The following is a 15,086-nucleotide window of genomic DNA, read 5'->3' on the forward strand; positions in this document are numbered from 1 at the left end:
TGTATTAGGCACGCCGCCAGCGTTCATCCTGAGCCAGGATCAAACTCTCCAATAAAGTTAGTTTGTCTAGCATCTAAAAATAAAAATTGACGTTTCACGTTGTTTGTTTCGTTTAGTTTTCAAAGTTCAACATCGCGTTTCAGCGACTTTCATAATATATCATAGTATATTATTTTCGTCAACAAGTTTTTTTCGATAACTTGTATCTCTCATTTGCTGACTCTGCCTATTATATACACTTCCCTATTACTATGCAAGTATTATTATAAAAAAATAAGAGGGGGAGAAATCCCCACTCTTATTCTTCAGAAGAAACCTCTTCGCTAATTTCTTCTTCTTCTTCATCCTTTTGTGCTTTTGCTACTGTCGCTACCTCTTGCTCATCCCCTAATCGAATTAGACGAACACCTTGTGTATTACGCCCCATTTGAGAGATTTGATCAACTGGCATACGAATAATAACACCCGCTACTGTAATTAACATAATGTCTTCTTCACCTGTTACAGACTTAACTGCTACTAATTTACCGTTCTTGTCTGTAATGTTACAAGTCTTCAGACCTTTACCACCACGACTCTGTAGTCGATACTCTTCAACCGGCGTACGCTTACCATACCCGTTCTTCGTTACGATTAAGACATTTGTATCCTCTTCAACAATTTCCATACCTACTACTTGGTCCTCTTCGCCTAGTGTAATAGCTTTTACACCAGCTGCATTACGGCCCATAGAACGTACATCCTGTTCATTGAAGCGAATTAACATACCGTTGCTTGTCCCTACGATAATATCTTTATCACCAGATGTTAAACGTACAGAAATCAATTCATCTTCTTCACGAAGCGAAATTGCAATTAAACCGTTCGTACGTATATTTGCAAATGATGAGAGTGGCGTTCTCTTAGAGATACCTTGTTTCGTTGTAAAGAATAAGAACTGGTCGTCACCAAATTCACGAATTGGAATAATAGCGTTGATCCACTCACCCTTATCTACCCCTAATAGATTAATAATCGGTATGCCCTTTGCTGTACGACTATACTCTGGAATTTCATATCCTTTTGTACGGTATACTTTACCCTTGTTTGTGAAGAATAAAATATGATCATGAGTAGACGTTGTTAATAAATGTTCAACAAAGTCATCATCATTCGTACCCATTCCTTGTACACCACGTCCCCCACGGTTCTGTGTTTTGTACGTAGAAGCCGGTAACCTCTTAATATAACCATTATGAGTAAGTGTAATTGCGATATTTTGTTCTGGGATTAAATCTTCATCCTCAATAGCTTCCATACCGCCAATTGTAATTTCTGTTCTTCTCTTATCATTAAAACGATCTTTTACTTCAGCTAATTCCTCACGAATAATTTCAAGAACTTTTTCTTCGTCTGCTAAGATTGCTTTTAACTCCGCAATTATCTTCATTAAGTCTTGATATTCTTGTTCGATTTTTTCGCGTTCTAATCCGGTTAAACGTTGCAAACGCATATCTAAAATCGCTTGCGCTTGTTTCTCACTTAAGCCGAAACGTTCCATTAAACCTTGTTTTGCAATATCAGCTGTTTTGGAACTACGGATTAAAGTAATAACTTCATCAAGATGATCTAAAGCAATTCGTAATCCCTCTAAAATATGAGCACGCGCCTCTGCTTTCTCTAATTCATAAGCAGTACGTCTACGAATTACTACCTTTTGATGCTCTAAATAATAATATAGATTTTGTTTTAAATTTAGGACTTGTGGCTCTCCATTTACTAGAGACAACATATTAATACCGAAACTTGTTTGAAGTGCTGTATGTTTATATAGATTATTTAATAGTACATTTGCATTGGCATCACGACGTACTTCCATAACAATACGCATACCATTTCGGTCCGATTCATCACGTAAATCTGTAATGCCTTCAATTTTCTTATCACGAACTAATTCTGCAATCTTTTCAATTAATCTCGCCTTATTAACTTGATAAGGTAGTTCTGTTACGATAATAGTTTGTTTACCATTTGCTCTCTCTTCAATTTCAACTTTAGCACGAAGTATAATAGAACCGCGACCTGTTTCGTAAGCTCTTCGAATTCCACTTCGCCCTAAGATTAAACCTGATGTTGGGAAGTCTGGTCCAGGAATATATTCCATTAATTCCGCGATAGTGATATCAGGGTTATGACTTAATGCCAACACACCATCAATTACTTCTCCAAGTTGATGCGGTGGAATGTTTGTTGCCATACCAACCGCAATGCCCGTCGTACCATTGACTAATAAGTTAGGGAAACGCGCTGGTAATACAACTGGTTCTCTTTCAGAACCATCGTAGTTATCTTGATAATCAATTGTATTCTTTGTAATATCGCGTATTAATTCCATAGAAATCTTAGACATTCTTGCTTCTGTATAACGCATTGCTGCCGCTGAATCTCCATCAACAGAACCGAAATTACCATGTCCATCAACAAGCATGTAACGTTGACTAAAATCTTGCGCCATACGTACCATTGTTTCATAAACAGCTGAATCACCGTGCGGGTGATACTTACCAATTACTTCGCCGACAATACGCGCCGACTTCTTATATGCTTTATCAGCTGTAATTCCTAAATCATTCATCGCATATAAAACCCTACGATGAACCGGCTTTAATCCATCACGAACATCTGGTAATGCACGAGACACGATAACACTCATTGCGTAATCTAAAAATGAGGTACGCATTTCATGACTAATATTAATTTCTCGAATTCGTGCTTGTTGTTGATTGTCTGACATCAACGAGCACCTCCTCTTACATTTCCGTTACAAATACATTGATTTATATGTAGAAGACAGGAATACTTAGATTCCTGTCATTACTCACTTAAATATCAAGGTTTTTCACGTATTTTGCATTTTCTTGGATAAAGTTACGACGCGGCTCTACTTTATCACCCATTAAAATTTCAAATGTTTCATCCGCTTCAATTGCATCTTGAAGAGAAACTTGAAGTAACGAACGTACTTCTGGGTCCATTGTCGTCTCCCACAGCTGAGTTGGATTCATTTCCCCTAGACCTTTATAACGCTGAATCCCAGGCTTAGGTTGAGCTGGTAATTCAGCTAGTATTTTTTCAAGTTCTTTATTGTTATAAGCATATTGAATTTTTTTACCTTGTTGTACCTTAAACAACGGTGGCTGTGCGATATATATATAACCACACTCAATAATTTGACGCATATAACGATAGAAGAACGTTAATAATAGGGTACGAATATGCGCACCATCAACATCGGCATCTGTCATAATAATAACTTTATGATAGCGAGCTTTTTCAATATCAAAGTCCCCACCAATATTTGTACCTATTGCTGTAATAATTGTACGAACTTCATCATTTGATAAAATCTTATCTAAACGTGCCTTTTCAACGTTAATAATTTTACCCTTCAGTGGTAAAATCGCTTGGAAATGACGATCGCGTCCTTGTTTTGCAGATCCGCCCGCAGAGTCACCCTCCACGATATAAATTTCGCTAATTGCTGGATCTTTAGAAGAACAATCAGCTAGCTTCCCTGGTAAACTTGAAACTTCTAAAGCACTCTTTCGGCGCGTTAGTTCACGAGCTTTTTTAGCTGCTACACGTGCACGTGCTGCCATAGTCCCTTTGTCTATAATTTTACGTGCAACATTGGGATTTTCTAGTAAGAACTTTTCAAACGCCTCTGAGAATACAGATTCTGTAATCGTTCTCGCTTCACTATTTCCAAGTTTCGTCTTCGTTTGCCCTTCAAACTGTGGATTTGGATGTTTAATTGATACGATTGCTGTTAAACCTTCACGAACATCTTCACCAGTTAAATTACTATCCGCATCTTTTAAAATATTATTTTTACGACCATAATCGTTAATTACACGTGTTAGAGCAGTCTTAAAACCTACCTCATGTGTACCGCCTTCATACGTATGAATATTATTTGTAAATGAATAAATATGATTTGTATAGCCTTCGTTATATTGAAGAGCAACCTCAACCTGAATCCCATCTTTTGAACCGTCAACATATACAGGTTCTTCATGAATCGGTTGTTTTGAACGATTTAAATGTTCAACATATGATTTAATTCCACCTTCATAATGGAATTCTTTCTTTTGCTTATGTTCACGCTTATCTTCAATTGTTAATTTAATATTACGATTTAAAAACGCCAACTCACGCATACGAGTAGCTAATGTATCAAATTCGTATTCTGTCGTCTCTGTAAAAATTTCTGCATCTGGCTTAAAGCGTGTGATCGTTCCTGTACGATCAGTTTCACCTATTACTTTTAAATCCGCAGCTGGGATCCCACGTTCATATTTTTGATAGTGTATTTTTCCATCTCGATGTACAAATACCTCTAATTCTATTGATAAAGCATTTACAACAGATGCACCTACTCCATGCAAACCACCGGAGACTTTATAACCGCCACCGCCAAATTTACCACCGGCATGGAGTACCGTCATAATAACTTCTACAGCGGGACGTCCCATTTTCTCTTGAATACCAACTGGGATACCACGACCATCATCTGTTACAACAATACTATTATCTTCTTCAATACTGACATTAATTTCATCACAATATCCCGCTAAAGCTTCGTCAATACTGTTATCAACTATTTCCCATACGAGGTGATGAAGACCTTTTCCACTTGTAGAACCGATATACATACCAGGACGCTTACGAACCGCTTCCAGTCCTTCTAACACCTGGATCTGACTTTCATCATATGCATTTTCCTGCATTTGCTTTTGTTCCATTGACACAAAGATCACCTACTTTTCCATTTAAACAGAAATTATTTCCTGTCTATTTCACAATCTACCGTGCCGTTCGTTACATGAATTGTTTTCGCTTCTTTCAATGTTTCGTGTTCAATTCCGTCGACACTCGTCGTCGTCACAAAGGTTTGTACTTTTCCTTGAATTGTATTTAGCAGATGCGATTGGCGATAATCATCTAATTCTGATAACACATCATCTAGTAAAAGGATTGGATATTCCTTAACCTCTGAGTATATCAATTCAATTTCAGCCAATTTTAGGGATAGTGCGGTTGTTCGTTGTTGTCCTTGTGAACCAAAGACTTGAACATTTTTACTATTAACGAAGAAGTGTAAATCATCACGATGAGGACCTAGTAAAGTTGTACCACGAAAAATTTCACGTTGTTTCACAGATTGGAAACTTTCATAGTATACTTCTTTTATTTTCGACAAATCCATTGATTCTGATACATCTACACTTGGTTTATAAACAATTTCTAACTCCTCTAATCCCCTGCTAATCCCGCGGTGAATTGGAGCAGCCCATTCTTGTAGTAAATGCAAAAACTCAAAACGTTTTCGCAAAATTTTTGCACCATGCTCAATAAGTTGAAGTGTAAATACATCCAACATCGTTTCCTCATTTTTACTATTCCCTTGCATCTTCTTAAGTAAATGATTTCGTTGCGTGAGTACCTTTTGATATTGACTTAATTCATACAAATAGACCGGAGCTATTTGTCCAAGTTCCATATCCAAAAAGCGTCTTCGTACTTGGGGGCTTCCTTTTACAAGATTTAAATCTTCTGGGGCAAACATAACAACATTCATTTCACCAATATACTGGCTCAATTTTTGTTGTTCTAACTGATTTAACTTTGCCTTTTTACCTTTTTTTGAAATATTTAATTCTAAGGATAATGAACTATTTCGCCTTTGTAATCTACCTTTTATATTACCATAATCCTCATCCCAACGAATGAGTTCACGATCGTTCGAAGTTCTATGGGATTTCGCCATCGCCAATACATAAATAGCTTCCATCAGATTCGTTTTCCCTTGCGCATTTTCACCAATAATTACATTGACTTTATCCTCAAAGGAAAGCTCTAAATGCTCATAATTGCGATAGTTTTTTAATTGTATCTCTGTAATAAACAAAGGGATCCCCCTTTATGCCTGAACTTGGAAAGTTCCGCTTCCCGGAATTTCAACAACATCATTTGCATATAACTTTCGGCCTCTTCTATTTTCAAGTTCTTGATTCACATATACTTCATATTCTTGTAAGAACCATTTCACAGCGCCACCTGTATCAATTACATCAGCTAACTTTAAAAATTGTCCTAGTGTAATGTATTCTGTTGAAATCTTAATAAGTTTCATAAAATCGCTCACTTTCTGAAAGTGTTCATTCTTTCATTGTACTAAATAAACTAGCATTAGGAAAGTAATACCCTACAAATCAAATAAGGGTCACTAGTACCTTTACACTAGCAACCCTTAATCCTTACTTAGTAAGTACGGACTGGTAAAATTAACTGGATAATAGAATTATCATTTACTGTGCGAATTAAAAACGGTCTCATCGCTCCAGTAAAACTAACTTTAATTTCTGTACTATCTAAAGCTTTTAATGCGTCCATCATATATTTTGCACTAAAAGATATTTTTAATTCTTCTCCATCTACATTTTCACATTGAACCTCTTCTACTACTTTTCCGATTTCTGGTGCATTCGAAGAAATCTCTAACATCTGTTGTTCTAATGTTGATAATTTAACAACGTTGTTACGACCATCTCTTGCTAATAGCGACGCACGATCAATCGCTTGTAAAAATTCTTTTGTATTTACAAAAATATCAGTTTTACTTTCAGCTGGAATTAAACGCGTTGTATCTGGATAATTTCCTTCTAATAATCTTGAGAAGAATAATAAATGTTTTGTACGGAATAATACTTGATACTCCGTAATAACGATATCTACCATTTCTTCAGACTCATCTAGAATTTTACTTAATTCATTTAAGCTTTTACCAGGAATAACGACATTCGCTTGAAATTCATCGGCAATATTATACCCTTCGATTTTTGCTTTACGAAGTGCTAGCCTGTGACTATCTGTTGCAATACAAGTTAGCTCGCTGTTATATACTTTCCAGTTTACACCTGTCAAGATCGGTCTTGTTTCAGAACTTGAAACTGCAAATACTGTTTGACGAATCATGTGTTTTAGTAAATCTGTTGGAATCTTAAATACATGATGTTCTTCGATTTGTGGTAATAACGGATATTCAGCAGCATCTAAACCATTTAAGTTGAACTCTGATTTTCCAGATTTTATTTTTGTCATAAAATGATTTTCCACAGAAATTTCGACAGTTTCTTTAGGTAATTTTTTTACGATTTCACTAAAATATTTTGCTTGTAAAATAATACTTCCTGATTGTTCAATTTCCACAATTTCTTTTCCAGCATCTTCGACTGGGATAAATGATTCGATAGAGATGTCTGCATCACTACCTGTTAAAGTAACTCCTTCTTCAGTTGCTACAACTTTAATCCCTGTAAGAATTGGAATTGTTGTACGAGAAGAAATTGCCTTCATTACATCTTGTACACTTCTTACAAGATAGTCTTTTTGTATTGTAAAACGCATAACGAAAACCCTCCGGTAAGTATAAGATTTTATTTATTTAATAAAGATAAAAAAATAGTAGTAATAGTAATAGGGCTTGTGGATATGTGGATAACCCTATTTAAAGATGTAAAAACAGTCTATCTACATGTGGATAGACTGTGCGTAAAACAAGCTAAGTTATTCACACTATTCAGCTACTACTATTTTAAAATATCCTTAATTTCTTCAACGTGTTTTTGTAATTGAGTATCCGTTTTTAATAGCTTCGAAATTTTTTCGTGAGCATGGATTACTGTTGTATGATCGCGGCCACCAAATTCTTCACCTATTTTTGGCAAAGATGAGTCCGTAAGTTCACGTGATAAATACATCGCAATTTGGCGAGGGAATGCAACGGATTTTGTCCGTTTTTTTGCTTTGAAATCTTCTAACTTTACTTGATAGACGCCCCCAACAGCCTTTTGAATATCAGAAATAGAAATAATTCTAGGTATAGAGTTTGGAATAATATTTTTAAGCGCTTCAGCCGCTAAATCAGCATTCATATCTTTATTAATTAAAGATGAATAAGCTACAACTCGAATAAGTGCACCCTCTAGTTCACGAATATTTGAATCGATTTGATTTGCAATATAAAGCATAACTTCATTTGGTATATCAAGACCTTCTGCTTTTGCTTTTTTACGTAAAATTGCGATTCTAGTTTCTAAATCTGGTGGCGTAATGTCCGTAATTAACCCCCATTCAAAGCGAGAACGAAGGCGATCTTCTAAAGTTGGGATTTCTTTTGGTGGTCTATCGCTTGAAATCACAATTTGTTTACTTTCTTCATGTAACGCATTAAATGTATGGAAAAACTCTTCCTGTGTTTGTTCTTTTCCAGCAAGAAATTGAATATCATCTATTAATAAGACATCTACATTACGATATTTATTACGAAAATCGACAGCTTTATTATCACGAATTGAGTTAATAAATTCATTTGTAAATTTTTCAGATGATAAATATACAACTTTTGCATTCGGATTGTGTTCAATTACATAATGCCCAATTGCGTGCATTAAATGTGTTTTTCCAAGTCCAACGCCCCCGTAAATAAAGAGCGGATTATAGGCTTTAGCTGGTGCCTCAGCTACAGCTAAAGAAGCAGCATGTGCAAAACGATTACCAGAGCCAATAACAAATGTATCAAATGTATATTTTGGGTTTAACATACTCTGTGGTAAGTGATTAGACTCATCATGTGCGTGTTTTTGCTTAACAGAAGGGAGATCTATATCCTCTTCTGCCTGACTTTGGGGAATGATAAAACGAATAGCTAGTTTTGCCCCTGTTAAATCATAAAGTGTTTCGGAGATTAATTCCGAATAATGAGATTCTAGCCAGTCACGAGCGAATTCATTTGGAGCTGTAATAGTTAATACATCTTTTTTCAAGTTATGAGCAGTTGTTGATTTTAACCAGGTTTCATAACTTGGCTTGCTTACCTTTTTTTCTAATTCTTTTAAGGCACTATTCCATAAATCAGAGATATTTTCCAAAGGTGTCCCTCCTTTACAAAGATGGTAAAAGAATAAGGTTGCGCAACAATTGTACAACCTGTAAATATTTCTAATGCATATTTATACGAAACGTATTTTAAAATATAAAAACGTCGTTAGTATCCGAGATAGAGTTTTCGACAAAAAAACAAATGTGGACAACTATTTACCCACATGTGATTTAAAGTATCCACATGTTATACACAAATTGTGGATAAAATAAAGGTGTGGAAAACTTATTCAAAGTGAAAACACAACTATAATATCAAAAAAAAGCAGCTATAGCAATGAATTTAGGAAAGTTATCCACAAAATCAATACCTTGTGGAATAAACTTGTCCACAATACGATATACTGTGTAAAAGTAAAAAAAGAGTTTGTGGATATAAAAAAGAGAAAAAATATTTATCCACAAGGAAATATAGGGACTGTGAAAAAGTGTGTGAATAGGTTAAAAATGAATATTTGATGAAAATTTCGAGAACCATTGACATTTTCCTATTTGATTTACTATAATTTATTAGACTGTCTTTAACAGATATTCCTCAGGGAGGTGTCATATAATGAAAAGAACTTACCAACCAAATAAACGTAAGCGCAGCAAAGTACATGGTTTCCGCAGCCGTATGAGCACAGCAAACGGACGTAGAGTGCTAGCAGCTCGTCGTCGTAAAGGAAGAAAAGTATTATCTGCGTAGACCACTGAACGTTCAGTGGTCTTTTTTTCTAATAATAATGAGTTTCCGCTGATGAAATACAGGAGTGTCAAATGATATGAAGAAAAAAAACCGTATAAAAAAGAATGATGAATTCCAGGCTGTTTTCCAAAAAGGACAATCGAATGCCAATCGCCAGTTTGTTGTATACAAATTAGATAAAGAAAAACAGCCGCATTTTCGCATTGGTCTTTCTGTTAGTAAGAAAATAGGAAATGCAGTAGTTCGTAATCGAATTAAGCGTATGATTCGCCAATCGATTATAGAATTAAAAGATGAGATAGATTCTGGAAAAGATTTTGTTATAATAGCAAGGAAGCCTTGTGCAGAGATGACATATGAAGAGTTAAAGAAAAGCTTAATTCATGTCTTTAAACGCTCTGGTATGAAGAGAATAAAAAAGTAGCGTAAGGAAATGAATTACACTATATACATACCGAAACAAGGAGGAGCAAGCTTTGAAAAAGAAAATAGGTTTATTAGCCATGGTTATTATGTTAATGGCAATCGCTACCGGCTGTAGTGAAACAAATCAGCCGATTACACCGAAAAGCACTGGGATTTGGAATGAATATTTCGTATACCCGCTTTCTCAGTTAATCACGTATTTTGCAAATTTATTTGGTAGTAATTATGGTTTAGCAATCGTTGTTACAACTCTTATCATTCGTTTTGCATTATTACCATTAATGATTAAACAAACGAAGAGTACGAAAGCAATGCAGGCGTTACAACCAGAAATGGTGAAATTAAAAGAGAAGTACAGCTCAAAAGATCAAGCAACACAACAAAAATTACAACAAGAAATGATGCAGTTGTATCAAAAAAATGGTGTAAATCCATTAGCAGGATGTTTACCAATATTTGTTCAGATGCCTATCCTATTCGCTTTTTATCATGCGATTATGAGAACGGCAGAAATTAGTAAACATACATTTTTATGGTTTGATTTAGGACAGGCAGATCCTTACTATATCCTTCCAATCGTTGCGGCTATTACGACTTTTATTCAGCAAAAGCTTGCAATGGCAGGAACAGCTGGGCAAAATCCGCAAATGGCAATGATGATTTGGCTTATGCCAATTATGATTTTAGTCTTTGCAATTAACTTCCCAGCAGCACTATCATTGTACTGGGTAGTTGGTAATATCTTTGGTATCGCTCAAATGTATATGATCAAAGGGCCTGAAATTAAGGCTAGTAAGGCAGGAGGATCAAGCAAGTGAGTATAATTACTGCTAAAGGACAAACAGTCGAGCTGGCAGTACAAGATGCTTTAAGACAATTAAATGTTTCGAAAGATCGAGTAGATATAAATATTATCGATGAGGGTAAGAGGGGATTCCTAGGTTTATTTGGGAATCGCCTCGCTGTAATAGAAGTTGTATTGAAAAAAGATCCAATCCAAGAATGTGAAGAATATTTAAAAAATGTTGTTCAAAATATGGGTGTGGAAGTTGAGATTAGAAAAATTGTAAAAGGGCGCGAAGTTGAATTTACAATTTCCGGTAAAAACATTGGTGTTTTAATTGGTAAAAGAGGTAATACGTTGAATTCTTTACAGTATTTAACAAAACTTGTTGCGAATCGTAATACAAAGCAATATATTGGTATTACACTGGACGCTGAAAACTATCGTAGTAAAAGAAAAAGTACGTTAGAATCTCTTTCTTATCGATTGGCAAAACAAGTAGTGAGTACGAAAAAAAGAGTTGTTTTAGAACCAATGCCTTCTTTTGAACGAAAAATTATTCACCAAGCGTTATCTAATCATCAAAATATCATTACAACTTCTGAAGGGAAAGAACCACATCGGTATGTTGTAATATCTTCCAAGTGACCGGTTACTCAATTGAGTGCCGGTTTTTTTGAGGAGAAAATAAATGTGGATAACTAAAAAACACTAAATTTATCCACTGTGAATAAGTTTAGTGTTTTTTACATAAGGACATAATAAAATGAGTTATTATTCTTTTGTAGATAGGTTCGTTATGGTATCCTAATAATTTAGTGACGGAAAAAATTCATGTTGAAATAGAGATAAATAAGCAAGTGAGGTGAAAGGACATGGAATTTGATACAATTGCCGCAATTTCCACAGCACTTGGGGAAGGTGCAATTGCCATTGTTCGAGTAAGTGGGGATGATGCGATTGAGAAAGTCGATCGTATTTTTAAAGGGAAGGATTTAACACAGGTTTCTTCTCATACAATTCATTATGGTCATATTGTCGATTTAGATACAAATCAAGTTATTGAAGAAGTTATGGTATCCATTATGCGTGCACCAAGAACTTTTACGCGTGAAAATATAGTAGAAATTAACTGTCATGGTGGACTTGTTTCGGTAAATAAAGTATTACAGCTTATTTTAGCACAAGGAGTACGACTGGCAGAGCCTGGTGAATTTACAAAACGTGCTTTTTTAAATGGACGTATTGATTTGTCACAAGCAGAAGCTGTTATGGACTTAATCCGTGCGAAAACAGATCGTGCTATGAATGTAGCGATTAACCAAATGGAAGGACGATTATCTAAATTAATCGGCCATCTGCGTCAAGAAATATTAGAAACATTAGCTCATATTGAGGTGAATATAGATTACCCAGAATATGATGATGTAGAAGAGATGACGCATAATATTTTAATTGAGAAAGCTACACATGTCCGTGCTGAAATTAAAAAGGTATTAGAAACATCGAAGCAAGGAAAAATTTTACGTGAAGGCATTTCTACCGCGATTATCGGTAGACCTAACGTTGGGAAATCATCGCTATTAAATAGTCTTGTTCAGGAGAAAAAGGCAATTGTAACTGATATTGCAGGAACAACCCGTGATGTTATTGAAGAGTACGTTAATGTGCGTGGTGTACCACTTAAACTTATAGATACAGCCGGAATTCGTGAAACGGAAGATGTTGTTGAACGAATTGGTGTAGAGCGTTCGAAGGAAATGATGAGCCAAGCAGACTTAGTGTTAATTGTAGTGAACTATAGCGAGGCTTTAACAAATGAAGATGAGGATCTATTCCGTGCCGTACAAGGAAAAGATTTCATTGTCATTGTAAATAAGACAGATTTACCGCAAGAAATTGATATGGAACGTGTTACAGATTTAGCGGTAGGCAATCGTGTTATTACAACATCGTTAATTGAGGAGCAAGGAATAGACGAGCTTGAAAAGGCAATAGCTGATTTATTCTTTGAAGGAACAATTGATTCTGCGGATATGACATACGTGTCTAATGCGAGACATATCGGATTATTAACACAAGCAGGAAGAACAATTAATGATGCAATTGAAGCGATAGAAAATGGTGTTCCGATTGATATGGTTCAAATTGATTTAACAAGAACGTGGGAAATACTTGGTGAAATTACTGGTGATACTGTCCATGAAAGTTTAATTGACCAATTGTTCTCTCAATTTTGTTTAGGAAAATAAAGTGAAACTTTAATCAGAGATGATTTAGTAAGATAGAGGTTATTAGGAGGAATAAACAATGGGATACAATGCCGGTTCATATGATGTCATAGTAATCGGTGCAGGTCATGCAGGATGTGAAGCTGGTCTTGCGGCAGCACGAATGGGCTCAAAAACATTAATGTTAACAATTAACTTAGATATGGTAGCGTTCATGCCATGTAACCCTTCTGTTGGTGGACCAGCAAAAGGGATTGTTGTTCGTGAAATTGATGCATTAGGCGGAGAAATGGGACGCAATATTGATAAAACACATATTCAAATGCGTATGTTAAATACGGGTAAAGGACCAGCTGTACGCGCGCTTCGTGCACAAGCTGATAAATTCTCTTACCAGCATGAGTTAAAGAAAACAATTGAAGAAACACCAAACTTAACGTTGTTTCAAGGTCTGGTAGAGCGTTTAATTATTGAAGATGGTGTATGTAAAGGGGTAATTACACAAGCTGGTGCCGAATACACAGCGAAAACAGTTGTAATTACAACGGGAACATTTTTACGTGGTGAGATTATTATGGGAAATTTAAAATATTCAAGTGGTCCAAATAATCAGCAACCATCTATTACGTTATCTGAACACTTAGAGGAACTTGGTTTTGATCTTGTTAGATTTAAAACAGGTACACCTCCGCGTGTAAACAGTAATACGATTGATTATAGTAAAACAGAAATTCAACCAGGTGATGATAAGCCACGTGCTTTCTCTTTTGAAACGACAAAATTCATTATGGATCAAATTCCATGTTGGTTAACGTATACAAGTACAGAAACACATCGTTTAATAGATGAAAACTTACATCGCTCAGCTATGTATTCTGGTATGATTAAAGGAACAGGGCCTAGATATTGCCCTTCAATTGAAGACAAGGTAGTAAGATTTAATGATAAACCACGTCATCAAATTTTCTTAGAGCCAGAAGGACGTAATACGCAAGAAGTATATGTACAAGGCTTATCGACGAGTTTACCAGAAGATGTACAGCGTGCAATGCTTAGAACAATTCCTGGCCTGGAAAATGTTGAAATGATGCGTACGGGTTATGCAATTGAATATGATGCAATTGTACCAACTCAACTATGGCCAACACTTGAAACGAAAAAAATTAAAAATTTATATACAGCAGGACAAATTAATGGAACTTCTGGTTACGAAGAAGCGGCAGGACAAGGGCTTATGGCTGGAATTAATGCAGCGTGTCGTTCTTTAGGTAAAAAAGAAGTTATTTTAGGTCGCGCTGATGCATATATTGGTGTCTTAATTGATGATCTTGTAACAAAAGGCACAAATGAACCATACCGTTTATTAACGTCTCGTGCAGAATATCGTTTATTATTACGCCATGATAATGCAGATCTTCGTCTAACTGAGGTTGGGCGTGAAATTGGTTTAATTAAAGAAGATCGTTATGAGAGATTTACAAATAAAAAAATACAAATTGAACAGGAAAAGGAACGGTTAGAGAGTATTTTTATTAAACCGCGTCCTGAAGTTCAAGAATTAATTCGTAGTATTGGTGGAAGCGAATTGAAAGATGGAATACGTGCAAGTGACTTATTACGTCGTCCAGAGATGACATATGAGCATATTCATCTTTTAGTACCAAGTGAAGTAGAATTAAATGATGAAATTACAGAACAAGTTGAAATTCAGATTAAGTATGAAGGATATATCGAGAAATCTTTACAGCAAGTAGAACGTATGAAGAAAATGGAAAACAAAAAAATTCCTGTGGATATTGATTATGATGCGATTTCTAGCCTTGCCACAGAAGCGAGACAGAAATTGAAAGATGTTCGTCCACTTTCGATGGGGCAAGCTTCACGTATTTCTGGCGTAAATCCAGCTGATGTTTCTATTTTGCTTATTTACATTGAACAAGGAAAAATTGCACGAGTATCGAACCAATAACATAGT

The 15,086-nt window shown here is 35.5% G+C and carries 12 protein-coding genes; 6 read left to right on the forward strand and 6 right to left on the reverse strand.

The annotated features are described in order from the left end of the window. Nucleotides 1-298 precede the first annotated feature (298 nt). From gyrA to dnaA, 6 genes are all read right to left on the reverse strand, one after another. On the reverse strand, nt 299-2,773 hold the full coding sequence (gene gyrA, locus ACFWDE_RS13625; RefSeq protein ID WP_002113241.1) for a DNA gyrase subunit A: 2,475 nt from the start codon (nt 2,771-2,773) through the stop codon (nt 299-301). An 88-nt stretch (nt 2,774-2,861) separates the two neighbouring features. Next, nucleotides 2,862-4,784: a DNA topoisomerase (ATP-hydrolyzing) subunit B gene (gyrB, locus tag ACFWDE_RS13630; RefSeq protein WP_033710559.1), complete on the reverse strand. Its 1,923-nt coding sequence runs from the start codon at nt 4,782-4,784 to the stop codon at nt 2,862-2,864. Between the two features lie 38 nt (nt 4,785-4,822). After that, a complete protein-coding gene (recF, locus tag ACFWDE_RS13635) occupies nt 4,823-5,950 on the reverse strand; it encodes a DNA replication/repair protein RecF (RefSeq protein ID WP_016106803.1) in 1,128 nt (375 codons plus the stop codon). Between the two features lie 12 nt (nt 5,951-5,962). Next, a complete protein-coding gene (gene yaaA / locus ACFWDE_RS13640; RefSeq protein WP_002159661.1) occupies nt 5,963-6,175 on the reverse strand; it encodes a S4 domain-containing protein YaaA in 213 nt (70 codons plus the stop codon). Between the two features lie 128 nt (nt 6,176-6,303). Then, nucleotides 6,304-7,449, reverse strand: a complete 1,146-nt coding sequence (dnaN, locus tag ACFWDE_RS13645; RefSeq protein WP_131231382.1) for a DNA polymerase III subunit beta — start codon at nt 7,447-7,449, stop codon at nt 6,304-6,306. Between the two features lie 182 nt (nt 7,450-7,631). Then, a complete protein-coding gene (dnaA, locus tag ACFWDE_RS13650) occupies nt 7,632-8,972 on the reverse strand; it encodes a chromosomal replication initiator protein DnaA (protein WP_002144554.1) in 1,341 nt (446 codons plus the stop codon). Nucleotides 8,973-9,535: 563 nt separating this feature from the next. On the opposite strand from dnaA, the gene rpmH reads away from it, so the two are divergent. From rpmH to mnmG, 6 genes are all read left to right on the forward strand, one after another. After that, the gene (rpmH, locus tag ACFWDE_RS13655) at nt 9,536-9,670 is read left to right on the forward strand and encodes a 50S ribosomal protein L34 (RefSeq protein ID WP_002068706.1); all 135 of its coding nucleotides are present in this window, start codon (nt 9,536-9,538) and stop codon (nt 9,668-9,670) included. 76 nt (nt 9,671-9,746) lie between these two features. Then, entirely contained in the window at nt 9,747-10,094 is a 348-nt protein-coding gene (rnpA, locus tag ACFWDE_RS13660; protein WP_002089963.1) for a ribonuclease P protein component, read from the forward strand. A 52-nt stretch (nt 10,095-10,146) separates the two neighbouring features. Next, nucleotides 10,147-10,914 (forward strand): YidC family membrane integrase SpoIIIJ, encoded by a 768-nt coding sequence (spoIIIJ, locus tag ACFWDE_RS13665; protein ID WP_002144555.1) that lies wholly within the window; start codon nt 10,147-10,149, stop codon nt 10,912-10,914. Next, nucleotides 10,911-11,528 carry an RNA-binding cell elongation regulator Jag/EloR gene (gene jag / locus ACFWDE_RS13670; RefSeq protein WP_377892857.1) on the forward strand — a complete coding sequence of 206 codons (618 nt, stop codon included), beginning with the start codon at nt 10,911-10,913 and terminating at the stop codon, nt 11,526-11,528. The genes spoIIIJ and jag overlap by 4 nt, the downstream gene beginning before the upstream one ends. Before the next feature lie 227 nt (nt 11,529-11,755). Further along, nucleotides 11,756-13,132, forward strand: a complete 1,377-nt coding sequence (gene mnmE / locus ACFWDE_RS13675) for a tRNA uridine-5-carboxymethylaminomethyl(34) synthesis GTPase MnmE (RefSeq protein WP_002144558.1) — start codon at nt 11,756-11,758, stop codon at nt 13,130-13,132. Nucleotides 13,133-13,190: 58 nt separating this feature from the next. After that, on the forward strand, nt 13,191-15,080 hold the full coding sequence (mnmG, locus tag ACFWDE_RS13680; protein WP_377892860.1) for a tRNA uridine-5-carboxymethylaminomethyl(34) synthesis enzyme MnmG: 1,890 nt from the start codon (nt 13,191-13,193) through the stop codon (nt 15,078-15,080). Nucleotides 15,081-15,086: the final 6 nt, after the last annotated feature.

The organism is Bacillus sp. NPDC060175 (assembly GCF_042728695.1).
In the GTDB taxonomy this organism is placed as follows: Bacteria; Bacillota; Bacilli; order Bacillales; family Bacillaceae_G; genus Bacillus_A.

Bases quoted from the DNA above. Each gene is read 5' to 3' on its own strand.
- mnmE (WP_002144558.1), top strand. From the start codon at position 11,756: ATGGAATTTGATACAATTGCCGCAATTTCCACAGCACTTGGGGAAGGT.
- rnpA (WP_002089963.1), top strand. From the start codon at position 9,747: ATGAAGAAAAAAAACCGTATAAAAAAGAATGATGAATTCCAGGCTGTT.
- yaaA (WP_002159661.1), bottom strand. From the start codon at position 6,175: ATGAAACTTATTAAGATTTCAACAGAATACATTACACTAGGACAATTT.
- mnmG (WP_377892860.1), top strand. From the start codon at position 13,191: ATGGGATACAATGCCGGTTCATATGATGTCATAGTAATCGGTGCAGGT.
- dnaN (WP_131231382.1), bottom strand. From the start codon at position 7,449: ATGCGTTTTACAATACAAAAAGACTATCTTGTAAGAAGTGTACAAGAT.
- gyrB (WP_033710559.1), bottom strand. From the start codon at position 4,784: ATGGAACAAAAGCAAATGCAGGAAAATGCATATGATGAAAGTCAGATC.
- gyrA (WP_002113241.1), bottom strand. From the start codon at position 2,773: ATGTCAGACAATCAACAACAAGCACGAATTCGAGAAATTAATATTAGT.
- rpmH (WP_002068706.1), top strand. From the start codon at position 9,536: ATGAAAAGAACTTACCAACCAAATAAACGTAAGCGCAGCAAAGTACAT.